This window comes from Tardiphaga sp. OK245 (assembly GCF_900108575.1).
Taxonomy (GTDB): domain Bacteria; phylum Pseudomonadota; class Alphaproteobacteria; order Rhizobiales; family Xanthobacteraceae; genus Tardiphaga; species Tardiphaga robiniae.
This window is the reverse complement of the sequence record NZ_FNWZ01000001.1, coordinates 277,264-299,780: the sequence shown is the minus strand read 5'-3', so window position 1 is coordinate 299,780 and position 22,517 is coordinate 277,264. Positions and strand designations below refer to the sequence as shown.

Genomic DNA, 22,517 nt, shown 5'->3' with positions numbered 1-22,517 from the left:
TCAGGTGCAATGGCAAAGAACTATCCGGGATATGTACTGATCCGTGACGCTTTGATCTCCGACGCGGGGTCCCGCCGCGGCGTGAAGGGCGATATTCTGATCAAAGACGGGATCATTGCGGAAATGGGGCCTGATCTTGCCGCGCCAGACGGCGCGAACATCGTCGATGCCTCCGGCATGCTGGTTCATGCCGGCCTCGTCAACGCCCATACCCATGGCCATGGTGGCCTCGGCCGCGGACAGGGCGATCGCTGGACGCTGGAGGTGCTGCTGGCTGCCGCCCCGTGGATCAGCGGTAGCCGCTCGCTGCAGGACAAGAAGCTCACGACCCAGATCTGCGCTGCCGAAATGGTGCTGAAAGGCTGCACCGCGGCCTATGATCTGTACTACGAATATCCGGCACCGAGCATCGACGGCATGGATGCCGTCGCTGAGGCCTATGCGGAAGTCGGCATGCGTGCCGTCATCGCGCCGATGGTCGCGGATCACAGTTTCTACGAAGCCATTCCCGGACTGCGCGATGCGCTTCCGGAAGATCTTCAGCACCAGGTCGATCGGCTACGGCTGGGGCCGGGCGATCGGACTATTTCGGCCATCGGATCGATTCTCGAACGCTGGAAATGGTCTTCACATGACATCCGACCTGCGGTGGCGCCGACCATTCCGATCCATTGCAGCGACAGTTTCATGTGCGGCTGCGCCAAGCTGGCACGCGACCATGGCATTCCCCTGCAGAGCCATGTCGGCGAGAGCAAGGTGCAGGCGGTGGTCGGCAAGGAACGTTACGGTAAGACGCTGATTGCGCATCTCGACGAACTAGGCCTGATCAACGAACAATTCTCCGCGGCTCATGCGGTCTGGCTCGATGATGATGATTTTCGGCTGATGGCCGACCGTGGCGCCTCGCTGGCGCATAACGCTGGCAGCAACATGCGGCTGGGCAACGGCCTGTTCAGGATGCGCCGTGCGCTCGACCTCGGCGTCAATGTCGGCATCGGGACAGACGGTGCGAACTGCTCCGACAATCAAAACATGTATGAGGCGATGCGCTACGCATCGATGGCTTCCAAGGTACAAGGGCCCGACCCACGCAAATGGGCTGCGGTCGAGGAGATTTATTATGCTGCCACGGCCGGCTCGGCGCGGGCGCTCGGGCTGTCGCATACCGGCGTATTGGCGCCGGGCTACAAGGCCGACATCGTGTTCCTGGATCTCGGGGCGATCAACTGGATCCCGCACAACTGGAGCGTCAACCAACTGGTTCATACCGAAGATGCGACCTCGGTGCGCCACGTGATGATCGGCGGCAGCTTTGTGGTTCGCGACGGCCGCTTGCTGACGCTGGACATGGCCAGACTGGCACGGGAAGCGGAGGCCGCGCGAGATCGGCTCGAGATACTCAATGCGGAATGGCGTGGTCTGTTCGAGCGCCTGGAGCCTGTGGTGGCATCGTTCTGTCCGGGACTGGCAGCGCGTCCCTACCAGATCAATCGCTATCTATGCGACGAGGTCGAATGAATTTCTGCGGCGCGAAGCCTGTGGCTTCGCACCTGATGCACGGGTCACGTCTCAGCTCTTGACCATATTGATCGAAACGCCGCGAATTTCGCCCTTGGAGCTGATCGACACCGACTGCTTGTTACCGCGGGTCGTCAGCGTGATGTTGGCCGCAAAGCCCGCGGCCTCGACGAAGACGTCGATCTGGCCGCCGCCAGCCTTGCCGACCAGATTGCCGTAGACGTTGCGGCTGGCTTCGCTCCAGCTGCCGGACACGTTGTTGCCCTGGCTGGTGACATTGCTGGAGAGGTCGAACTTGTAGCTGTCACTGGCGCAGCGCAGCGTCTGCGCCAGTGCGCTGCCGCCGCCATCCACCTTGTAGGTCGCCCGGCAGCGAATGCGCTCCGAGGACCCGTCCGACATGGAGACCGTTCCGGTACCGCTCCAGGCCCCGTCGAAGCCGGCGAACGGTCCGGACTGGGCATGGCCTGCGGATACCGACAGCAGCAGGATCGCGCCAGCGCCAGCGGCCTTGAGGGCGTGCCCGAACCGCTTTGCAGAATGGAATGTCATGTAAGTTTTCCCAAAATAGCGCTGTGTAACCGAGTTATGCCGCGCCTCATCGAAGCTTAAGTGTCGCTGCACATCTTTAGGTTCAATAGAGCGATCATAATTGGACGATTGTAAAAGTAACATGTCACCGCCCACAAGCGTGAAGGTTCCCGGAGCGGAACGGGTGGAGGTCATGCGCGTCTGAACAATTGTCCTAAAACCTTATCTTGTCCTGCGGGGGTGGCATCGGCCGGTCCTGCAGCCAGTGCGGCCATGTGCGCAAGTTTTCGCCGCATTTATTCATGTCTGTGGGGGCGGGAATGTTCTGTGTCCTGATTGCATCCATCGCCGCGAATTCGCCGATGTACCTGAAGATAAAGCCTTCCCGGCGATGCGAATGTTTCAGTTTATGCTATGCACCACACGGGCTGTGATCTCGTCACCATACTGAAGGAAGACAATGCGTAAATTTCTCCTGGTACTGTCCGTGCTTTCCGCATCTGCCTCGACCGGTGCATTGGCCCAGCAAAACCAGCCCCGCAGCGGCACCGACGCGGAGCAGAAGGCCTGTACCCGCGATGTGCAGAAGCTCTGCCGCGCCGTCATGGATCAGGGCGACCTCGTGGTTCTGTCCTGCCTGAAGGAAAACCGCCCCAAGATCAGCAAGGCCTGCAACGACGTGCTGGTCAGCCACGGCCAATAACCCGCCCTAATGCGAGATTCCGGGCTCGTGGCGCCGTTTTGGTCTCGCCGCGAGCCCGCCAAGACGTGATCCGGTCCGGCACTGGCTGCGGCCGAAAGTGGCATATTGGCATTGGTCTCACGGGCCAATTTGCCCTATATGGGGGCTCGCGGCCGACCCCGCCTGCCGGTATTACCGGACCTTGGCGGCCCCCGAGCCACCCTGTTCAAATCCAACGTAGCCAGTTCTGGATGACCCCTGCGAGCGAACTGCGATCCGGCAAGACCGATCGTGACGAGAATTTTCCTGTCGCGTCGTGGATTATCCATCCGCGCCACCGGGCGCTGATTCTTGCCTTCTATAATTTCGTCCGGACCGCGGACGACATTGCCGATCACGCGCTGCTCGATGCGCCGGCGAAACTGGCCCTGCTCGACGAGCTGGAGGCCGACCTGCTCGGTCAGGGTGACGGCCAGGCCGAAGCCGTCGTTCTGCGCGAGGCGCTCCAGATGCGCGAGATGCCCCCGCGTCATGCGCTCGACGTCCTGACAGCTTTTCGGATGGACGTGACCAAGCTGCGCTACGCCGACTGGGATGAGCTCATTCATTATTGTTCGTTCTCGGCGATGCCGGTCGGACGTTTCATGCTCGACGTGCACGGCGAAAGCAAAGCCACCTGGCCGGCGTCGGATGCGCTGTGCGCGGCCTTGCAGATCAACAATCACCTGCAGGATTGCGGCAACGACTATCGCGATCTCGATCGGGTCTACATTCCGCAGGACACGCTGGACCGGCACGGCGCCTCGGTGGAAGATCTCAAGCAGGCGAAGGCGTTGCCGGCGCTGCTGGCCTGTATTCGCGAGCTGGTCGCCAAGACCGAGACCCTGATGCATGAGAGCGAGACACTGACGGTCCATATCGCCGACGTCCGGCTGGGCTGCGATGTGGCCGTCATCGAGACTTTTGCCTGGCAGATCCTGAAGATGCTGAAGTTGCGCGATCCGCTCAGCGAGAAGGTTCACCTCTCTAAGGCCAGCATGGCTGGCTACGCGCTGGCCGGCATTGCCGGCGGGCTGTGGCGCCGCGCCACCACCAGCGCGCCGATGCCTCGTTCGACGACGCCGGGCGCATGAACCAGATGACGAGCCAGGTGAATAATAGCGAATCTCAGAGCGAGGTTCAGGGCGTTGCTGCCGGCAGCTCGTTCTATGCCGCGATGCGCATTCTGCCGCGTGCCCAGCGCGATGCGATGTTCCAGATCTACAGCTTCTGCCGTCAGGTCGACGATATCGCGGATTCCGATGGTCCGCGCGACGTCAGGCTCGCCGACATGCAGCAGTGGCGCGCAGATATCGATGCGCTCTATGCAGGCAATCCGCCGGCGCGTGTGCGCGACTATGTCGGGCCAATCAAGCAATTCGGCATGCGCAAGGAGGATTTCATCGCCGTCATCGACGGCATGGAGATGGATATCCCCGCAGATATTCGCGCGCCCGATGACGCAACGCTCGATCTGTATTGCGATCGTGTTGCCAGTGCCGTCGGCCGCCTGTCGGTGAAGGTGTTCGGCATGCCGGACGAAGATGGCATTCTGCTTGCGCATCATCTCGGTCGTGCGCTGCAGATCACCAATATCCTGCGCGATATCGACGAAGACGCCGGTATCGGTCGTCTCTATCTGCCGCGTGAGCTGCTCTATCACGCCGGCATCACGTCGAGCGATCCGGACGTGGTGCGCGCCAGCCCGGCATTGCCGAAGGTCTGTGTGCCGCTGGTGAAGCGGGCGCAGGCGCATTTCGAAAAGTCCGACGAGATCATGGCGCGTAACAAGCGCCGCGTGGTGCGCGCGCCGCGGATCATGTCGAAATATTATCACGCCATCCTGGAATTGCTGGTGGCGCGCGGCTTTGCTTTGCCGCGCGACCCCGTTCGTCTCGGCAAGGCCTCCAAGATAGCGATCCTGCTGCGATACGCGATCATCTGATGCAAAAGACCGCTCATATCATTGGTGCCGGCGTTTCCGGCCTGTCGGCCGCCGTGCGTCTCGTCAATGCCGGCTTCAAGGTCCACGTCCATGAGGCGACGCAGCAGGCCGGTGGCCGCTGCCGGTCGTATTTTGACGCGCAGACCCAGCTCCAGATCGACAATGGCAATCATCTGGTTCTGTCGGGCAACAGCCATGTCGTCGCTTATGCAAAGTCGATCGGCACCGAAGCCGGGCTCGTTGGTCCGCAGCGGGCGCAATTTGCATTTGCCGATGCCAAGACTGGCAAGCGCTGGCAGCTCGATCTCGGCGATGGCAAGATCCCGACATGGTTGTTCGACAAGACGCGCCGCGTCCCGGACACATCAGTCGCCGATTATCTCGCGCTGTCGCCGCTGATCTGGTCATCGAATAGTCGCCTGGTCGGCGACGCCATTCGCTGTGAAGGCGTCCTCTACGATCGTCTGGTACAGCCACTGTTGCTGGCCGCGCTCAATGTCGATCCGCCGGAAGGGTCGGCTGGTCTGGCCGGCGCCATCGTGCGCGAAACGCTGCTGGCAGGCGGCCAGGCGTGCCGCCCGCTGATCGCGCGCGCTGGTCTTAGCGATGTTCTGGTCGAGCCTGCGATCGAATTGCTGCGTGCCAAGGGCGCTGGCGTTCATTTTGGTCATGAGCTGCGCGGTTACACCATGAGTGGTGATCGCGTCACCGAGCTGAAGTTTGGCGCTGATGACGTCATCACGCTTGGCGCGGACGATGTCGTGGTGATGGCTGTTCCGCCATGGGCCGCGAAGTCGCTATTGCCAGGTGTGAAGACGCCGACCGAATTCCGCGCGATCGTGAACGCGCATTTCAATTATGTTCCGCCAGCAGGCCACGCGCCGCTGATTGGCGTTGTCGGCGGTGTGGTGGAATGGCTGTTTGCTTTCCACAATCGCCTGTCGATCACGATCAGCAATGGCGATCGTTTCGTGAACACACCGCGCGAACAGTTTGCGCAACAGATCTGGGACGAGATCTGCAAGATTTCGAATATCCAGGCGCCGCTGCCCGCCTGGCAGATCGTGCGCGAGCGCCGTGCTACTTTTGCGGCTACGCCTGCCCAAGATGCCTTGCGTCCGGGCACGCGCACCGATTTCAAGAACCTGTTTCTTGCAGGCGATTGGACCGATACCGGTCTGCCGGCGACTATTGAGGGATCGGTGCGGTCGGGTGACCGCGCGGCGGATCTCGTTCTGGCGATGCGCTGACCGTTGCGCAGCCAGACGATCATTCACGACGAGTACGGAGATATGGCGAGCGAGATGCATTCGGTCAGTCCAGAGATCACAATTCAGAACGCGGCGCTCGAGACGAGCATCGCTGCGGCGAAGCAGGGCCTGCTGAAGTTCCGGCAGCCTGACGGCCATTGGGTATTTGAGCTCGAAGCCGACGGCACGATCCCGTCAGAATACGTGTTGTTGCGGCACTACCTCGGCGAGCCCGTCGATGCCGAGCTTGAAGGCAAGATCGCCAACTATCTGCGCCGCACCCAGGGCAAGCATGGCGGCTGGGCGCTGGTGCAGGACGGCGACTTCGATATGAGCGCCAGCGTGAAAGTGTATTTCGCGCTGAAGATGATCGGCGATTCGATCGACGCGCCGCATATGGTCCGCGCCCGCGAAGCGATCCGCTCGCGCGGCGGCGCCGTCAACGTCAACGTCTTCACACGCTTCCTGCTGGCGATGTTCGGCATCCTCTCGTGGCGCGCCACTCCGGTGCTGCCGGTTGAGATCATGCTGCTGCCGATGTGGTTTCCGTTCCACCTCAACAAGATGTCCTACTGGGCGCGCACCACGATCGTGCCGCTCATGGTGCTCGCAGCGCTGAAGCCGCGCGCGCAGAACAAGAAGGGCGTCGGCATCGACGAGCTGTTCCTGGAAGATCCATCCAGGATCGGTGGCATTAAACGCGCGCCGCATCAGAGCCGCGCGATGTTCGCCTTCTTCACCGGTATCGATATTCTGCTCCGCGCCGCCGAACCGTATTTCCCAAAGAAACTCCGCGCCCATTCGATCGCGAAAGCCGTCGAGTTCTGCGAGGAGCGCCTGAACGGCGAAGACGGTCTCGGCGCGATCTATCCGCCGATGGCCAATATGGTCATGATGTATGAAGTGCTCGGCTTCCCCGCCGACTATCCGCCCCGCGCCATCCAGCGGCGCGGTATCGACAAGCTTCTGATTGTCGGTGAGGTCGAAGCCTATTGCCAGCCTTGCGTATCGCCTGTGTGGGACACCGCGCTGACCGCGCATGCGATGCTGGAGACCGGCGGCGATGAAGCGTTCGGTCCGGCGAAAGAAGGGCTCGACTGGCTGGCGACGAAGCAGGTGCTCGACGTGAAGGGCGACTGGGCGGTGAAGCGGCCGGACCTGCGTCCGGGCGGCTGGGCGTTCCAGTACAACAACGCCTATTACCCGGATCTCGACGATACGGCCGTGGTGATGATGGCGATGGACCGCGCACGCCGTCAGACTGGTGGCAAGGAATACGACGTTGCGCTCGATCGCGGTCGGGAGTGGATCCTGGGCATGCAGAGCAGCGACGGAGGCTTCGCGGCGTTCGAGGTCGATAACCTCGAATATTACCTCAACAACATCCCGTTCTCGGACCATGGCGCACTGCTCGATCCGCCGACGGAGGACGTCACCGCGCGCTGCGTCTCGATGCTGGCGCAGCTTGGTGACACCGTCGAGACCTCAAAGCCGCTGGCAGACGGTGTGGAATATCTGCGCCGTACCCAGCTCGCGGAGGGCTCCTGGTATGGCCGCTGGGGCCTGAACTACATCTACGGCACCTGGTCGGTGCTGTGTGCGCTGAATGCTGTTGGCATTGACCACCAGGATCCGGCGTTCCGCAAGGCGGTGGCCTGGCTGCTGTCGATCCAGAACGAGGACGGCGGCTGGGGCGAAGATGCGGTCAGCTACCGACTCGATTACAAGGGATTCGAGGCGGCCCCGAGCACGTCGTCGCAAACGGCATGGGCTTTGCTTGCCCTGATGGCGGCAGGCGAGGTCGATAATCCGGCTGTCGCCCGTGGAACGCGGTACCTGATGGACACACAGACGGAAAAAGGACTCTGGGACGAGGCCCGTTACACCGCTACCGGCTTCCCCCGTGTGTTTTATCTGCGTTATCATGGCTACTCGAAATTCTTCCCGCTCTGGGCGTTGGCGCGGTTCCGGAATTTGAAGAGCACCAACAGCAAGACCGTAGGGGTTGGGATGTGATTTTGGGCGATGGGGGCATTTCGACCGCGGGTGATACAACCGACCCGCGGCCGGTATTGATCGTCACGGGGCTGGTCCAGGAAGCGAAGATCGCTGCCGGGCCGGGAATGACCGTGATTTGCAGCTCAAGCGACCCTGTTCAGCTCCGCAGCCTGCTGGCTGACTTCGACCCCGCCACCATCCGCGGCGTCATCAGCTTCGGCGTCGCCGGCGGTCTCGATCCCGATCTCAAATCAGGCGCTGTCGTTGTGGCCACGGAAGTGGTGGCCGGCAACAGCCGTTGGTCAGCGTCTGAGATCCTTAGCGACGAACTGATCGCCGGTGCCGGCGTCGGCCGCCAGAAGGTGTTTCGTGGCGGTCTGGTTGGTGTCGAGAAGGTCGTGACGGGGCAGGCCGGCAAGGCCGCGCTGCGCTCGGAATTCGGCGCCGCTGCCGTCGATATGGAAAGCCACATCGCCGCGGAATTTGCCGCCATGGCCGGACTGCCGTTCGCCGCACTGCGCGTCGTCAGCGATCCCGCCCATCGCGCCCTGCCGGAAATCGCCACCACTGCGATCAAACCCAATGGTGATGTCGATCTGCGCAAGGTGCTGCGCGGCATCGCCCGCAATCCGCTGGTGATTCGGGCGCTGGTTTCGACCGGGCGCGACTTCAATCGCGCGCTACGCAGCCTGCGCGACTGCCGCAGCTATCTGCTGGGTCACACCAACCTCGTTTCCGCGGACGTCTGAGCGCTGCTCTGGCGGTGTTTGCCGGGCGTCTCGCGAATTCAATCTTTCAAAGAAAAAGGGCGCGATTTGCATCGCGCCCTTTTTTATATTCAGCTCGAAATCGCTCAGGCGGCGGTCGAAGCCTTCTGGGCCTTTTCCTCGGCCTTTGCGGCAGCGGCGACAGCTTCTTCCTTGCGGATGTCCGACAGGCGCTTCTGCACTTCCGACGAGAACACGTACTGTGCCGGACGCTGCTTGGTAAGGTCGATTTCCGGCGCCATCGGGCCCGACGTTTTCACGCCGCGCATCGCCACCCACATGGCCTTGAACGGGTTGCTGATGGCTGCGTCCGCGGCGGTCGGCTCGTAGCCGCAATGGGCCATACAGTCGGCGCACTTCTCGTACTTGCCGGTGCCGTAGGTGTCCCAATCGGTGGTGTCCATCAATTCCTTGAAGGTCTTGGTGTAGCCTTCACCGAGCAGGTAGCAGGGCTTCTGCCAGCCGAAGATGTTGCGCGCAGGCATGCCCCACGGCTTGCACTCGTATTCCTGGTTGCCGGCAAGGAAGTCCAGGAACAGGCCGGAATGCATGATGTTCCACTTCTTGCCCTTGCCGAGCGCAAAGACGTCGCGGAACAGCTTCTTGGTCTTGGTGCGGTTCAGGAAGTGCTCCTGATCCGGTGCACGCTCATAGGCATAGCCAGGCGACATCGAGACGCCGACGCCGAGCTCCACGGTGTAGTCGAGGAACTTGGCGATGTCCTCGGCGGCATGGCCGTCGAAGATGGTCGCGTTGACGTTGACGGCGAAGCCCTTGGCCTTGGCGGCCTTGATCGCGGAGACGGCGCGGTCGAACACGCCTTCCTGCGAAACAGCCTTGTCGTGGTGGTCCTTGAGACCGTCGAGATGCACCGAGAAGAACAGGTAAGGCGAAGGGGTGAACAGGTCGAGCTTCTTCTCAAGCAGCAGCGCGTTGGTGCAGAGTGAGACGAACTTCTTGCGCTCGACCAGGCCGCGCACGATCTCGCCGATTTCCTTGTGGATCAGCGGCTCGCCGCCCGGGATCGCAACCATCGGCGCGCCGCACTCGTCCGCAGCATCCCAGCATTCCTGCGCCGACATGCGGCGATTGAGGATAGCGTTCGGATAGTCGATCTTGCCACAGCCGACACAGGCCAGGTTGCAGCGAAAGAGGGGTTCCAGCATCAGCACGAGCGGATAGCGCTTCTGGCCGGTCAGCTTCTTCTTCAACAGATAGGAGCCGATCTTCATTTCTTTAAAAAACGGAATGGCCATTTCGAATTTTCTCTCTGCGCATCACATCGTGACGAAGGTGGATCAAACCGCGGTCAGTTCGGCGGGTAGTTTGAATTCGATATTCTCTTCACGTCCGGGCAACACCGACACCGCAACCGGTCCGATCCGCCGTAAGGTCTCGATCACGTCATCTACAAGCACTTCTGGCGCGGATGCGCCAGCCGTGATGCCTACGGCACGCGCATCCTTCAACCAGGCGGGGTTGAGTTCGCTGCCATCGGCAATGAGGTAACTTGCGACACCGACCTCGGTGCCGATTTCGCGCAACCGGTTCGAGTTGGAACTGTTGGTCGCCCCGACGACCAGGATGACGTCTACAAGTTTACTGAGGTCTCTTACCGCAGATTGGCGGTTTTGTGTTGCATAGCAGATATCGCGGGTATCGGGGCCCTCAATGTCACTGAAACGCTGTTCCAGAGCTAAAATGATGTCCTTGGTGTCATCCACGCTGAGGGTCGTCTGGGTGATATAGGCGACCGGTTCCTGCGGTGGCAGCGTGAGTGCCTTGACGTCCTCAACGCTCTGAACAAGGTAAACCGGGCCGGGTACCTGTCCCATGGTACCGTCGACCTCCGGATGGCCTGCGTGGCCGATCAGGATGACCTTACGGCCCTTGGACATATACCGTTTGCCCTGGTTGTGGACCTTGGTGACGAGCGGGCAAGTTGCATCCAAAACAGGCAGGCCACGGGCGGCCGCTTCCTCCTCGACGCTCCGGGCGACGCCGTGGGCGCTGAAGACGGTCATGGCATTCGGAGGTACTTCGGAGAGTTCCTCGACGAAAATGGCACCCTTGGCCTTCAGGCTCTCGACCACGTATTTGTTATGGACGATCTCATGGCGGACATAGACCGGCGCCCCATAGCGCTCGAGAGCACGCTCGACGATCTCGATGGCACGCACGACGCCCGCGCAGAAGCCGCGCGGCTGAGCCAGAAAGATTTCAAGGGGACGACGATCAAGCACGTGGTACAAAGTCCATAATCGATTCCGGTATAATCCTTAATTCTGTACCACAATCAGGCACATATCCAGCCCAGCTGGATATTTGAGCCGTTCTGTGTGACAAAAATCACTCAGTATGCAATCACGAACCGAAAACGTGGTTTGCGACAACTGGCCGGGTTGCGGTAATATCTTGCGGTTGCGCCCAAGAACCTGAAAACTCTCACTTGTTCGTCACTTTACGGCGCGACGAGGCGTCGCTAACACGGCCGTTGCTACGGTGATCAGCACGTTTTATGCCATCCCATCACATTGCTGAAAGCAAAGCGCATCCAATGCGAAAGTAATGGTTTGCGGAACCCTCACTCGTGAACCGCATTCTTTGCGAGCCTCGTCCAAATAGAAAGAAAAAGCGTGCTGACAAGAGTTGTCGTCTCGGTCGTGAACTTCTGCACCCGGTTTGCCCTGCCGGTGGTGCTCGTTTGTGTGCTTCTTTCGATTGGTGCGAGCTATTACACGGCGAAGAATTTCTCGATCAATACAGACATCAACAAGCTGATCTCGCCCCATCTCGATTGGCGTCAGCGCGACATTGCCTTCGACAAGGCCTTCGACCAGGAGCGCCTGATTATCGCGGTGGTTGAGGCGCCCACGCCTGAATTCGCCAATGCCGCAGCCAATGCGATGGAAGCGAAGCTGGTCACCAACAAGACGGATTTCGACTCGGTTCGCCGATTGGATGGCGGAGCGTTCTTCGAGAAAAACGGCTTGCTGTTCCTGCCGACCAAGGAAGTTGCGCAACTGACGGGCCAGTTCCAGCAAGCTGCTCCCCTGATTGAAATCATGGCCGGCGATCCCAGTCTGCGCGGTCTCACCGGCGCGCTGGAGACCGGTCTTACCGGCATTCGCCGCGGGCAGCTTCAGCTTGACGCTGCAGCGCCGACCTTCAACGCCGTCTCGCAGACCATCGAGGACGTGCTGAAAAACGGCAAGGGCACCTTCTCATGGCGCGGGCTGGTCAGCGACAAGCCTCTGACGGATGGCGACAAGCGTGGCTTCATCGAAATCAAGCCTATCCTCGACTTCAACGCGCTTGAGCCCGGCAAGACCGCGACAGATGCGATCCGGCAGGCTGCCATCGACCTGAACATCGCTGGCGAATACGGCGCACGCGTGCGGTTGACCGGCCCGGTCCCCATCGCAAACGAGGAATTCTCCACCGTGCAGGATGGCGCCATCGTCAACGGGATCGGTACGGTTTTGATCGTGCTGGTCATCCTCTGGATGGCGTTGCACTCGGCCAAGATCATCGGTGCCGTGTTCGCAACGCTATTCGTGGGCCTCGCCACAACGACCGCCGTCGGTCTCATGATGGTGGGTTCGCTGAACCTACTGTCGATTGCATTTGCCGTGTTGTTCGTCGGCTTGGGTGTCGATTTCGGCATCCAGTTCAGCGTGCGTTACCGCTCCGAGCGTTACAAGAACGACAACCTGCCGCTCGCTTTGACGAAGGCGGCCGAATATTGCGCCGTGCCGCTGTCGCTCGCCGCTTTCGCAACGGCTGCCGGCTTTCTGTCGTTCCTGCCGACCGATTACAAAGGCGTGTCTGAACTCGGCAAGATCGCGGGCGCCGGCATGATGATCGCGTTCCTGACCAGCATCACCGTTCTGCCGGCACTGCTCGATCTCCTGAATCCCGCGGGCGAAAAGGAGCCCGTCGGTTATGCGTTCCTGGCGCCTGTCGACCGTTTCCTGGAAGAGAAGCGCTTCTGGATTATCGGCATCACATTGGCGCTCACGATCGCCGGTCTGCCATTGCTCTACTTCCTGAAGTTCGACTTCAATCCGATCAACCTGCGCAATCCGAACGTCGAGTCGATCGCGACATTCCTCGATCTGCGCAAGGATCCGAACACTGGCGCCAATGCCGTCAATATCATGGCGCCGAACGAGGCCGCTGCGAAGCAGGTCGAAGAACGTCTCTCGAAGGTCCCGGAAGTTGCTCGTACGATTTCGCTCGGCAGCTTCGTGCCTGAGGATCAGCCCGCCAAGCTGAAGGCGATCCAGGAGGGTGCGAAGATTCTCGAGCCGGCTTTGAACCCTGAGTCGATCGACAAGGCGCCAACCGATGCGGAAAATGTCACCTCTCTGAAGGACTCGGCGGCGAGCCTGCGCAAACTTGCGGGAACGCAGACCAGCCCCGGCGCTGTCGCCGCGAAGCGTCTGGCGGATGCATTGGCCAAGACCGCTGATGCCAGCCAGCCTGTGCGCGACCAGGTGCAGGCGACCTTTGTGGTGCCGCTCAAGCTCGCTTTGGGGCAGTTGCGTAATCTGATGCAGGCGAGCCCGATCAGTTTGCAGACCTTGCCAGCCGAATTGGTGAATTCGTGGAAGACCAAGGATGGCCAGATCCGCGTCGAGGCGCAGCCCAACGGCGATCCGAACGATAACGATACGTTGCGCAAGTTCGCCGATGCCGTGCTGAAGTCCGAGCCGCTCGCCGTCGGTGGCCCGATCTCGATCCTGAAGTCGGGCGACACCATTGTCACCGCCTTCATTCATGCGGGCATCTGGGCGCTGCTTTCGATCTCGTTGTTGCTGTGGCTGGCTTTGCGGCGCATCAGCGACGTGTTGCTGACGATCGTTCCCTTGCTGGTGGCGGGAACGGTCACGCTGGAGATCTGTGTGCTGATCGGCTTGCCACTGAACTTCGCCAACATCATCGCGCTGCCGCTGCTGCTCGGCGTCGGCGTGGCGTTCAAGATCTACTATGTGACGGCCTGGCGGGCAGGCTACAAGAACTTGCTGCAGTCATCGCTGACACGCGCGATTTTCTTCAGCGCGCTGACGACTGCCACGGCGTTCGGTAGCCTGTGGCTGTCGAACCATCCGGGCACCGCGAGCATGGGTAAACTGCTCGCGATGTCCTTTGTCGTGACGCTGGCGGCCGTGCTGCTATTCCAGCCGGCTCTCATGGGTAAGCCGCGCGAGACTAGTGAGTGACCTTGTTGATCTCGGGCAGCAGGCAGATATCGCCGATATCGGCCGGCTGTCCCGGCGCCGTTGCTGCAGCGGTTTTCTGACCGGCTGGAGCGGTGGCCTTGGGTGCGCCGGCAGCGGGAGCCGGTGCAGCCTTGGGTGCAGCAGCAGCTGTCGGAGTAGCCGCTGGGGCCATCTTGCCGCCGGTGGTAGCGCCCGCCTTGGGCAGGGCACCCTTGGCGGTGAGGTTCGAGGGGCTCGACGGAATCGACGGGCCTACGCGCGTCCAGGTCTGACCGCCGCACAGGAAACCAAGGACGCATCCTTCGATTTCAAGTTCGTCAGCAGTATCACCGAGCTTGATCGTCGATTTATAGAATTTTCCGTCCTTGGCATTGTAGACCTGACCCGCCCATTTGTCGTTTGCGGCATTCTTTTTCATGTCCAGCAATGTCACGATGCCCAGAGTGGGGCGGGCCTTCTTGGTGGCATCGGGATTGTTCTTGTCGATCCCGCCGGGGGTCTTTTCCCAGGCTACGGCCCCCCACATGCTGCCACCGCATTCAGCAACACGAATATGCGCGACGCCGTCCTCGACCTTCCAATCGCCGGTCGGGTCAGCTGCAAATGCGGGAGCCAGCCCTGCCGAAAACAAGCCTGCCGAAAAAAGGATTCCGCAATATGTAAGAGTACGCGTAGTAATGCGTGGGCGCTGCAACATGTTTAGACCTATGCTTAAGTAGCGGTTCTCGGCGAAGTCAAATCGCCGCATTTACGGTTTTCAGTTGACGAAGCGACCATCAACCGACGTATGTAACTCATGGTATATCCGAATCTAGACGTTTCCGAGATGTTTGTTGAACGGGAGGCGCAGCGTAGCTCGATGCATACGCGCCATCTTAATGAACAGCTCGTTCGAGTCCTCAAGACCATCGGATATGACGTTGGCTTTCAGCGAGGCATCGGCCAGTATTTGTTCGACCGGGACGGCGCCCGTTATCTCGATCTACTGAGCGGATTTGGCGTTTTTGCGATTGGCCGGAACCATCCGGTGATGCGGAATGCGCTCAAAAGCGTGCTCGACGCCGACATGCCCAATTTGGTGCAAATGGATGTTTCCACACTCGCAGGTATCCTCTCAGAGAAGCTGCTGGAAAACGTCCCCTATATGGACAAGGTGTTTTTCGCGAACTCGGGCGCGGAAACCGTCGAGGCGGCGATCAAATTTGCTCGCAATGCGACCGGCCGCGACGGGATCGTATATTGCGATCACGCCTATCACGGACTGACCTATGGCGCGCTGTCGCTGACCGACGACACCAATTTCCGCACCGGCTTCGGCCCGCTGCTCTCGGGCTGCACCACGGTGCCATTCAACGACCTCGAAGCGCTGGAGAAGGCGCTGTCGTCCAAGCAGGTTGCCGGCTTCATCGTCGAACCGATCCAGGGCAAAGGCGTCAACCTGCCCACCGACGAATTCCTGTCGGGCGCCGCTGCGCTGTGCCGCAAATACGGCACGCTGTTCATCGCCGATGAAATCCAGACCGGCCTCGGACGCACCGGAAAATTTCTGGCGATCGAGCACTGGAATGTCGAGCCCGACATGATCCTTCTCGCAAAAGCCTTGTCGGGAGGTCATGTTCCTGTTGGCGCGCTGCTGACGCGAAAAAGCATCTTCGACAAGATCTTCAACCGGATGGATCGCTCGCTGGTCCATGGTTCGACCTTCGGCAAGAACGATCTGGCGATGGCCGCCGGCATTGCCACGCTGGAGATCATGAAGCACGAGAAGCTGGTCGAGAACGCGGCCAAGCGTGGTGCCGAATTGCGGCTCGCTCTGCAGAACATGATTCCCGAATTCGAGCTTCTGAAGGAAGTGCGCGGTAAGGGCCTGATGATCGGTGTCGAATTCGGCCCGCCGAAGTCGCTGCGCCTCAAGGCATCATGGAACATCCTGGAGTCGGCCAGCAAAGGCCTGTTCTGCCAGTTGATCACCGTACCACTGTTCAAGGAGCAGAAGATCCTGACTCAGGTCTCCGGCCACGGCAGTCACACGATCAAGCTACTGCCGCCGCTGGTGGTCACCGAGGACGACGGAAAGTGGATCGAGAACTCGTTCCGTACCGTGATCGCCGATAGCCATAAGGTTCCTGGTGCGATCTGGTCGCTCGGCAAGACGCTGGTCGACAACGCCGTGCGGAAGTCAGCCTAGGTTTCAGCTCGCTCCCGTTGCAAGTTCGACCTTGCTGCCGAAATCAGCAAGTTCATCGGCATTCAAATCGCTGACCGCCCAGTAGGTCAGGCCGCGCTCGCTCCAGTGGCGAATGTTGAAGCCCTGAACGGTCTCGATCTTGGCCATCCGTGATTCTGCATTTGTCGTCTGTGCAACGAACAGATTGATCACATGGGTGCGCCGCCGGTAGACGATGGCACCGATCGCTCGTCCATTGACATAATCAAGCCGCCCGCCGATGAGCGTGAAACCCTGCGCAGTGAGATCGACAACCGGCGGCGCCACGTCAAGCCGACCGTTGAACCAGGGCTTCACCGTGTGCTGATCGGTGGAGAGCACGTCGGCGAGATGTCCGGCCTGCAGCGCGCGCAGATGCGCCGATACCACCTCCGAAAGAATGCGCTGCTCGTCTTCATGGCGAAGTACGACGACGACGAGGCCGGTTGCAGCTACAGCGGACAACACCGATCCCATCGCGAAGCCTTTCAGCACGGCGCGACGACTCGGCGTGTGAGCCTTGGGGAGCGCCGCCTCGATGCGCTGGCGTAGCTGTGGAGGCGCCGTAAAATGCAGATCGCTGGTGGCCATTGCGGATCGCATGTCGCGATAGGCGTTCAGTTGAGCAGCGCAGCGCTGGCAAGTGGCAATGTGCGCCTCGACCTCACGGACATGCCCGGCATCGAGCTCGTCATCGAGCAATGCGTGAAGAAGGATCTCGGCCTCATCGCAGGTCATTTGTGCGGCTCCTCTTCGGCCATCCACGCGGTGCGGAGCATCGCGCGTGCGCGGGCGAGGCGTGACATCACGGTGCCGATGGGTGCGCCGACGATGTCGGAAATCTCGCGGTAAGACAGGTTTTGCATTTCTCGCAGCACGAGGATTTCCCTGAACGGTTCGGCAAGCGCGCTTACGAGACGCTGGATCGTCGTGGCATCGCGACGTCGGAGCAATTCCGCCTCCGGTGAAGCTTGTGCCTCATGCCAGAGCGGCGCGGCTTCCTGCGACTCTGCCTCGGCGATTTCGGCGATCGCGGTTGGTGAGTTCATGCGACGGGCGAACTCCGCATGGCAGATATTGCGCAGGATGGCGAACAGCCATGGTTTGATTGCAGGGCCACGATAGCTGTCGAAATGTTTCAGCGCGCGCAGATAGCATTCCTGGACGGCGTCTTCGGCGGCGTCGGCATCGCGCAGCAGATAGCGGGCCAGCGTATAGACGTCGTCGAGGCATGGCAGCGCGGCGTCGCGAAAACGGCGCGTCCTTTCGCCATCGTCGTCAGCTCTGTGCGCTGGCATCGACTTGTCCTTGCCGGCCGATGCCCGGCTGCCGGGTTTCCAGAGGCCGGGCATCGTTGTGATGCCTTGGTTTTGGCGGTTACTCAACCTTGATCATCCCCGTCATATGCGGATGCAGCGAGCAAAAATACGCGTAGTCACCCGGTGACGTGAACGTGAAGGAATAGCTGTCGTCAGTGTCGAGCGTTTTCGACCTGAATTTTCCGGCTGAGACCACGGCGTGCGGGATGTCGTCTCGGTTCTTCCAGGTGACGGTCATGCCGACCTTGATGGTGAGCTGCGCCGGCTCGAAGGTGAAGTTGTCGATCATCACCGCGAGGTCTTCGCAGCGCGCCGCTGTCATGCAAGAGACTATGACGGCAAAAACGGCGACACGGATGCAGATGTTGCGTAAGGCGACCGATGTCATGTTGCGATGCCCTCAGCCTTGCAACGGGGTATCGATGATGGCGAGGCGTTCATCGCCGGGTTTGAAGATGATGCTGGCGATGCCCAGCAGGCCGCGTAATTTGTCGTCGGCCACCTTCATGGGGCCGGGTGAGGGCGCTGTCCCTGGTGCCGGTTGTGGAAACGCAGTAGAGCGTGCGGTGTGGAACGTGACGTTGCCTTCCACTTTCTGCATCACCTGATGGATATGGCCGTTCAGCACCGTGACCGAGCCGAAGCCCTTGAGGTAGTCCAGCGCGCGCGCACCGTCTTCGGTGCCCCATCCCCAGGTCGGATAAACGGTCCAGAGTGGAATATGCGCAAACACCACGATAGGTGTCGATTTTGATCGGCCGCGAAGATCGTCTTCCAGCCACGTGAGTTGCTCGGCGCCGAGGTTTCCAAGTCCGCCCGCTTTGAGATCGACGACGTTCACAAGCCCGATGAAGTGTACGCCGCTTGCGTCGAAGGAATACCAGCCGGAGCCCTTGGTCCCACGTCCGTAGCGCTCGCGGTAGAGCTTGACCTCCTCGTCGATGAAATCATGCTCGCCGGGGACGTAATGCACATCGAGCCGCGCCTGCGAGATGATGCGGTCGGCATCGTCGAATTCGGAGGCCTTGGAGAGGTGGCTGATATCGCCGGTATGGATCATGAACGACGGCTTCACCGGCATGGCTTTGATCCGGCCGATGGCTTCCTCGAGCGTGCCGATGACGTTGGGGTTGGCGGGCTTGTCGAAGCCGATATGGCTGTCACTGATCTGCAGGAACGTCAGGCCGGTGGGCTCTGCCGCTTGTGCTGAATCAATGAGTCCAAGGGCGTGCGGGACGCCACCGGAAATGCTCCAGAGCACGCCGGTGCCGGCCCACGTCATGCATTCCAATACCTTTCGACGGCTAAGTCTCGGGTCGTCCTGGGAATGATCGTGATCGAATGCACTCATCGCCAATCTCCATCGCCCTGCATTGGGCTATGGGGACTGGATCGGAGATGGCGGGTGTTTATTCCCGCGAAATGAGGTTATCGCGAATCCGTGATGATCATCGACGCGCCTTTTTCCGCGATCATTGCGGTTGGCGTGTTGGTATTGCCCGATGTAATCGTCGGCATCACCGAGGCGTCCACGACGCGCAATCCGGAGATCCCGTAAAAGCGCAGCCGCTCGTCCACCACGGCCATCGGGTCCGAGGCTGTGCCCATCTTCGCGGTCCCGACAGGATGGAAGATGGTGGTGCCGATATCGCCGGCGGCCTTGGCCAGGGACGCCGCATCGTCACCAACCGATGGCCCCGGCAGATATTCTTCGGGATGATAGGCGGCGAGCGCCTGCTGCTTCATCAACCTGCGTGTCACGCGGATCGCATCGGCAGCAACCTGACGGTCGTCGTCTGTCGAGAGGTAGTGGGGAGCAATTGCGGGTGCGTCATCGGGCTTCGCCGAGCGCAGTTTGATCTCGCCGCGCGATGTCGGCTGCAGATTGCAGGCAGCAATGGTGATCGCCGGAAAGCGATGCAGCGGATCGCCGAATTTGTCGAGCGAGAGCGGCTGCACGTGAAACTGGATGTTGGCGCGTTCGCGATGGGCATCGGAGCGCGTGAAGATGCCAAGCTGCGATGGCGCCATGGTGAGCGGCCCGCGGCGGCGAAGCGCGTAATCGACGCCCATCCAGCCACGGCGGAACAGATTGTAGTAGGTCTCGTTCAGCGTGCGCACGCCGGAGACCTTGTAAATCGCGCGCTGCTGCAGGTGGTCCTGCAGGTTACGACCGACGCCCTGACGATCGAGCGTGATGTCGACACCAGCGGCGGACAGCCACTCCGCGGGTCCGATGCCGGAGCGCTGCAACAGATGCGGCGAGCCAACCGCGCCAGCACACAGGACGACTTCACCCCTGGCGCGTGCCTCGATCTCTTGGCCGTTCTGGGTGAAGCGTACGCCGACGGCGCGGCCGTTTTCGACGATCAGGCGATCGACCATCACCTTGGTTTCGAGCCGCAGGTTCGGGCGGTGCAGTGCGGGCTTGAGAAAGCCGCGGGCCGACGACCAGCGCCGACCGCGCTTCTGGTTGACGTGAAAATAGCCGATGCCTTCATTGTCGCCGGTGTTGAAATCGGCGGTCTTGCGAATGCCCATTTCAGCCGCAGCATTGCCGACGGCGTCGAGTACCTTCCACGACAGCCGTGGTTCTTCGATGCGCCAGCCGCCGCCTGCGCCATGGTGTTCGCTGGCGCCAAGGAAATGATCTTCCAATGTCTTGAACGCCGGTAGCACATCGTCATAGCCCCAGCCATTGAGGCCGAGCTGGCGCCAGTGATCGTAGTCGGCCGCCTGGCCGCGCATCGAGATCATGGCATTGATCGCGGAGGAGCCACCGATCACCTTGCCGCGCGGATAGGCCAGCGCGCGGCCATTGAGGCCGGGCTCCGGCTCGGTGCGAAACATCCAGTCGGAGCGGGGATTGCCGATGGCAAAGAGGTAGCCCACCGGAATGTGAAACCAGATCCAGTTGTCGTTGCCGCCGGCCTCCAGGATGAGGACGCGCTTGCCGGGATCTGCCGAAAGGCGATTGGCGACGATGCAACCGGCGGTACCCGCACCAACCACGATATAATCGAAATCACCCTCGAGCCGTGTCGTCATCGTTTCCCTGCCGCATCCGTTTCACGGTCTCACCTGCCGTGCCGAAAGGGATTAACGAGGCGGCGGGCGTCTGTACAGCGTGTGATGGGGCCGGTGGGGTGGGCCGTTGGCACGCGACATGCTAGACAAGGATATCGCCGTTCCACCGCATCGAGACCTTGACCCATGCCCATCATCAATCGTGTCGCCGATCTGCAACCGGAAATCATGGCCTGGCGCCGTGACCTGCATGCCCATCCCGAGCTGATGTATGACGTGCACCGGACCGCGGGCTTCGTGGCGGAACGACTGAAGGAGTTCGGTTGCGACGAAGTTGTGACGGGCCTGGGACGAACGGGTGTCGTGGGCGTCATCAGGGGCCGCAAGCCGGCCTCGGGCGAGCACAAGGTGATCGGGCTGCGCGCCGACATGGACGCGCTGCCGATCGAGGAAGAGACCAATCTGCCTTACGCCTCGAAGACCCCCGGCAAGATGCATGCCTGCGGTCACGATGGCCACACGTCCATGCTCCTGGGAGCGGCGCAATATCTCGCCGAAACACGCAATTTCGCGGGCGATGCCGTCGTCATCTTCCAGCCGGCCGAAGAGGGCGGTGCGGGCGCGGCGGCGATGATCAAGGACGGCCTGATGGACCGTTTCAAGATCGATCAGGTCTATGGCATGCACAACAATCCCGGCATGCCGGTCGGCTCCTTCGCGCTGCGTCCGGGTCCGATCATGGCGGCGATGGACCGCATCTCGATCCAGATCGAGGGCAAGGGTGGCCATGCCGCCTATCCGCACAAGACCATCGATTCCGTGCTGGTCGGCTCGCAGCTCGTGATGGCGCTGCAGACGATCGTTTCCCGTACCGTCAATCCCCTGGAATCCGCGGTGCTGTCGATCTGTGAATTCCATGCCGGCCATGCCAGCAACGTCATCCCGGCGACCGCTGAACTGCGCGGCACCGTGCGAACGTTGAACGCCGAAGTGCGCGATCTCATGGAGAAGCGTATGAATGAGGTGGTCAACGGCGTCGCGCTGCAGACCGGCGCGAAGATCGTGCTCGACTATGACCGCGGCTATCCCGTGGTGGTCAACCACCGCGCCGAGACCGACATGGCGGTGCGGGTCGCCAGCGAAATCTCCGGGGCTGAGAAGGTCAATATCGACATGCCGCCGGTGATGGGCGCCGAAGACTTCGCCTATATGCTGGAAGCGCGCCCCGGCGCCTTCATCTTCTGCGGAAACGGCGACAGCGCCGGGCTGCACCACCCCGCCTATAATTTCAACGACGACGCCATCGTCTACGGCACGTCCTATTGGGTGAAGCTGGTGGAGACCACGCTGGCGGCCTGACAGCGGGCGTCCACGCAATGATTTTGAATAGTTGCGTCACAACCTCAGGAACAAGACACAACAGGTGACGTTGAGCCGCGGGAAACAACCCCTGGCTTAACGGAGTGCGCGTCATGGCGACTAAGGACAAAGACCTCAACGACCTCTTTCTCGATACGCTCAAGGATATCTACTTCGCGGAAAAGCAGATCCTGAAGGCCCTGCCGAAGATGGCCAAGGCCGCAACCTCGGACAAATTGCGCGCCGCTTTCGAAAAGCACCACGACGAAACCGAAGGCCAGGTCGAGCGCCTGGAACAGATATTCGAGCTGCTCGACAAACCCGCCCGCGGCAAGACCTGCGACGCCATCCTGGGTATCCTCGACGAAGGCAAGGAGATCATGGACGAGTACAAGGGGACGAGTTCGCTCGATGCCGGCCTGCTTGCTGCGGCACAGGCCGTCGAACACTATGAGATCTCGCGCTATGGCACCTTGAAGGCCTGGGCCACGGAACTCGGCATGAAGGACGCGGTGCGGCTGCTCGACGAGACGCTCAATCAGGAAAAGAAGACCGATGAGTCATTGTCGGTGCTGGCGAAATCGGCAGTCAATCTGGCTGCTGCGGCGTAGACTAATTTGCATCGGTGGCGCTTGCTTAACCTCTCTCCGC

General features: G+C 60.9%; 20 protein-coding genes. 11 read left to right on the top strand and 9 right to left on the bottom strand.

Annotated elements, in window-relative coordinates:
- Positions 1-9 precede the first annotated feature (9 nt).
- Positions 10-1,518 carry an amidohydrolase family protein gene (locus tag BLW80_RS01350; RefSeq protein WP_093756531.1) on the top strand — a complete coding sequence of 503 codons (1,509 nt, stop codon included), beginning with the start codon at positions 10-12 and terminating at the stop codon, positions 1,516-1,518.
- A 51-nt stretch (positions 1,519-1,569) separates the two neighbouring features.
- Here BLW80_RS01350 and BLW80_RS01345 read toward each other — a convergent pair whose 3' ends face one another.
- Positions 1,570-2,070, bottom strand: a complete 501-nt coding sequence (locus BLW80_RS01345) for a hypothetical protein (RefSeq protein ID WP_068735853.1) — start codon at positions 2,068-2,070, stop codon at positions 1,570-1,572.
- Positions 2,071-2,509: 439 nt separating this feature from the next.
- Here BLW80_RS01345 and BLW80_RS01340 point away from each other — a divergent pair, with 439 nt between their 5' ends.
- From BLW80_RS01340 to BLW80_RS01315, 6 genes are all read left to right on the top strand, one after another.
- Positions 2,510-2,752, top strand: a complete 243-nt coding sequence (locus BLW80_RS01340) for a cysteine rich repeat-containing protein (RefSeq protein ID WP_068735855.1) — start codon at positions 2,510-2,512, stop codon at positions 2,750-2,752.
- Positions 2,753-2,982: 230 nt separating this feature from the next.
- Positions 2,983-3,864, top strand: coding sequence for a squalene synthase HpnC (hpnC, locus tag BLW80_RS01335; RefSeq protein ID WP_093756530.1), 882 nt, complete (start codon positions 2,983-2,985; stop codon positions 3,862-3,864).
- Positions 3,861-4,715, top strand: a complete 855-nt coding sequence (gene hpnD / locus BLW80_RS01330; protein WP_439066587.1) for a presqualene diphosphate synthase HpnD — start codon at positions 3,861-3,863, stop codon at positions 4,713-4,715. The genes hpnC and hpnD overlap by 4 nt, the downstream gene beginning before the upstream one ends.
- On the top strand, positions 4,715-5,965 hold the full coding sequence (gene hpnE / locus BLW80_RS01325; RefSeq protein ID WP_089265073.1) for a hydroxysqualene dehydroxylase HpnE: 1,251 nt from the start codon (positions 4,715-4,717) through the stop codon (positions 5,963-5,965). Before hpnD ends, hpnE begins: the two co-directional genes overlap by 1 nt.
- Positions 5,966-6,007: 42 nt before the next feature.
- Positions 6,008-7,981, top strand: a complete 1,974-nt coding sequence (gene shc / locus BLW80_RS01320) for a squalene--hopene cyclase (protein ID WP_502688578.1) — start codon at positions 6,008-6,010, stop codon at positions 7,979-7,981.
- Positions 7,978-8,712, top strand: a complete 735-nt coding sequence (locus tag BLW80_RS01315) for a phosphorylase (RefSeq protein WP_093756529.1) — start codon at positions 7,978-7,980, stop codon at positions 8,710-8,712. The genes shc and BLW80_RS01315 overlap by 4 nt, the downstream gene beginning before the upstream one ends.
- Before the next feature lie 104 nt (positions 8,713-8,816).
- On the opposite strand, the gene hpnH is transcribed toward BLW80_RS01315, so the two are convergent.
- Both hpnH and ispH read right to left on the bottom strand, forming a co-directional pair.
- Positions 8,817-9,986 (bottom strand): adenosyl-hopene transferase HpnH, encoded by a 1,170-nt coding sequence (gene hpnH, locus BLW80_RS01310; RefSeq protein WP_093756528.1) that lies wholly within the window; start codon positions 9,984-9,986, stop codon positions 8,817-8,819.
- Between the two features lie 42 nt (positions 9,987-10,028).
- Positions 10,029-10,973, bottom strand: coding sequence for a 4-hydroxy-3-methylbut-2-enyl diphosphate reductase (gene ispH, locus BLW80_RS01305; RefSeq protein ID WP_170849542.1), 945 nt, complete (start codon positions 10,971-10,973; stop codon positions 10,029-10,031).
- 393 nt (positions 10,974-11,366) lie between these two features.
- Here ispH and hpnN point away from each other — a divergent pair, with 393 nt between their 5' ends.
- Positions 11,367-13,955, top strand: coding sequence for a hopanoid transporter HpnN (gene hpnN, locus BLW80_RS01300; RefSeq protein WP_093756526.1), 2,589 nt, complete (start codon positions 11,367-11,369; stop codon positions 13,953-13,955).
- Here hpnN and BLW80_RS01295 read toward each other — a convergent pair.
- Positions 13,945-14,652 carry a DUF2147 domain-containing protein gene (locus BLW80_RS01295; protein WP_093756525.1) on the bottom strand — a complete coding sequence of 236 codons (708 nt, stop codon included), beginning with the start codon at positions 14,650-14,652 and terminating at the stop codon, positions 13,945-13,947. The genes hpnN and BLW80_RS01295 overlap by 11 nt on opposite strands.
- 99 nt (positions 14,653-14,751) lie before the next feature.
- Between BLW80_RS01295 and hpnO the strand changes: the two genes are divergently transcribed.
- The gene (hpnO, locus tag BLW80_RS01290) at positions 14,752-16,143 is read left to right on the top strand and encodes an aminobacteriohopanetriol synthase HpnO (protein ID WP_089265067.1); all 1,392 of its coding nucleotides are present in this window, start codon (positions 14,752-14,754) and stop codon (positions 16,141-16,143) included.
- A 3-nt stretch (positions 16,144-16,146) separates the two neighbouring features.
- On the opposite strand, the gene BLW80_RS01285 is transcribed toward hpnO, so the two are convergent.
- From BLW80_RS01285 to BLW80_RS01265, 5 genes are all read right to left on the bottom strand, one after another.
- A complete protein-coding gene (locus BLW80_RS01285) occupies positions 16,147-16,899 on the bottom strand; it encodes an anti-sigma factor family protein (protein ID WP_093756524.1) in 753 nt (250 codons plus the stop codon).
- Positions 16,896-17,459 carry a sigma-70 family RNA polymerase sigma factor gene (locus BLW80_RS01280; RefSeq protein ID WP_093757283.1) on the bottom strand — a complete coding sequence of 188 codons (564 nt, stop codon included), beginning with the start codon at positions 17,457-17,459 and terminating at the stop codon, positions 16,896-16,898. Before BLW80_RS01280 ends, BLW80_RS01285 begins: the two co-directional genes overlap by 4 nt.
- Before the next feature lie 79 nt (positions 17,460-17,538).
- On the bottom strand, positions 17,539-17,868 hold the full coding sequence (locus BLW80_RS01275; RefSeq protein ID WP_093756523.1) for a cupredoxin domain-containing protein: 330 nt from the start codon (positions 17,866-17,868) through the stop codon (positions 17,539-17,541).
- A 12-nt stretch (positions 17,869-17,880) separates the two neighbouring features.
- Positions 17,881-18,831, bottom strand: a complete 951-nt coding sequence (locus BLW80_RS01270; RefSeq protein ID WP_093756522.1) for a metallophosphoesterase family protein — start codon at positions 18,829-18,831, stop codon at positions 17,881-17,883.
- Positions 18,832-18,908: 77 nt separating this feature from the next.
- A complete protein-coding gene (locus tag BLW80_RS01265) occupies positions 18,909-20,528 on the bottom strand; it encodes a GMC family oxidoreductase (RefSeq protein ID WP_093756521.1) in 1,620 nt (539 codons plus the stop codon).
- A gap of 165 nt (positions 20,529-20,693) precedes the next feature.
- Between BLW80_RS01265 and BLW80_RS01260 the strand changes: the two genes are divergently transcribed.
- Together BLW80_RS01260 and BLW80_RS01255 are read left to right on the top strand one after the other, a co-directional pair.
- Positions 20,694-21,866, top strand: coding sequence for a M20 aminoacylase family protein (locus BLW80_RS01260; RefSeq protein ID WP_093756520.1), 1,173 nt, complete (start codon positions 20,694-20,696; stop codon positions 21,864-21,866).
- Between the two features lie 113 nt (positions 21,867-21,979).
- On the top strand, positions 21,980-22,477 hold the full coding sequence (locus BLW80_RS01255) for a YciE/YciF ferroxidase family protein (RefSeq protein WP_089265675.1): 498 nt from the start codon (positions 21,980-21,982) through the stop codon (positions 22,475-22,477).
- Positions 22,478-22,517: the final 40 nt, after the last annotated feature.

What these genes read in the sequence shown, in the direction of transcription:
- hpnC (WP_093756530.1), top strand. Translation starts at nt 2,983, where the DNA reads ATGACCCCTGCGAGCGAACTGCGATCCGGCAAGACCGATCGTGACGAG.
- BLW80_RS01255 (WP_089265675.1), top strand. Translation starts at nt 21,980, where the DNA reads ATGGCGACTAAGGACAAAGACCTCAACGACCTCTTTCTCGATACGCTC.
- BLW80_RS01345 (WP_068735853.1), bottom strand. Translation starts at nt 2,070, where the DNA reads ATGACATTCCATTCTGCAAAGCGGTTCGGGCACGCCCTCAAGGCCGCT.
- BLW80_RS01260 (WP_093756520.1), top strand. Translation starts at nt 20,694, where the DNA reads ATGCCCATCATCAATCGTGTCGCCGATCTGCAACCGGAAATCATGGCC.
- BLW80_RS01275 (WP_093756523.1), bottom strand. Translation starts at nt 17,868, where the DNA reads ATGACATCGGTCGCCTTACGCAACATCTGCATCCGTGTCGCCGTTTTT.
- BLW80_RS01350 (WP_093756531.1), top strand. Translation starts at nt 10, where the DNA reads ATGGCAAAGAACTATCCGGGATATGTACTGATCCGTGACGCTTTGATC.
- BLW80_RS01280 (WP_093757283.1), bottom strand. Translation starts at nt 17,459, where the DNA reads ATGCCAGCGCACAGAGCTGACGACGATGGCGAAAGGACGCGCCGTTTT.
- hpnE (WP_089265073.1), top strand. Translation starts at nt 4,715, where the DNA reads ATGCAAAAGACCGCTCATATCATTGGTGCCGGCGTTTCCGGCCTGTCG.
- hpnO (WP_089265067.1), top strand. Translation starts at nt 14,752, where the DNA reads ATGGTATATCCGAATCTAGACGTTTCCGAGATGTTTGTTGAACGGGAG.
- hpnD (WP_439066587.1), top strand. Translation starts at nt 3,861, where the DNA reads ATGAACCAGATGACGAGCCAGGTGAATAATAGCGAATCTCAGAGCGAG.
- hpnH (WP_093756528.1), bottom strand. Translation starts at nt 9,986, where the DNA reads ATGGCCATTCCGTTTTTTAAAGAAATGAAGATCGGCTCCTATCTGTTG.
- BLW80_RS01285 (WP_093756524.1), bottom strand. Translation starts at nt 16,899, where the DNA reads ATGACCTGCGATGAGGCCGAGATCCTTCTTCACGCATTGCTCGATGAC.
- shc (WP_502688578.1), top strand. Translation starts at nt 6,008, where the DNA reads ATGGCGAGCGAGATGCATTCGGTCAGTCCAGAGATCACAATTCAGAAC.
- BLW80_RS01270 (WP_093756522.1), bottom strand. Translation starts at nt 18,831, where the DNA reads ATGAGTGCATTCGATCACGATCATTCCCAGGACGACCCGAGACTTAGC.
- BLW80_RS01340 (WP_068735855.1), top strand. Translation starts at nt 2,510, where the DNA reads ATGCGTAAATTTCTCCTGGTACTGTCCGTGCTTTCCGCATCTGCCTCG.
- BLW80_RS01265 (WP_093756521.1), bottom strand. Translation starts at nt 20,528, where the DNA reads ATGACGACACGGCTCGAGGGTGATTTCGATTATATCGTGGTTGGTGCG.
- BLW80_RS01295 (WP_093756525.1), bottom strand. Translation starts at nt 14,652, where the DNA reads ATGTTGCAGCGCCCACGCATTACTACGCGTACTCTTACATATTGCGGA.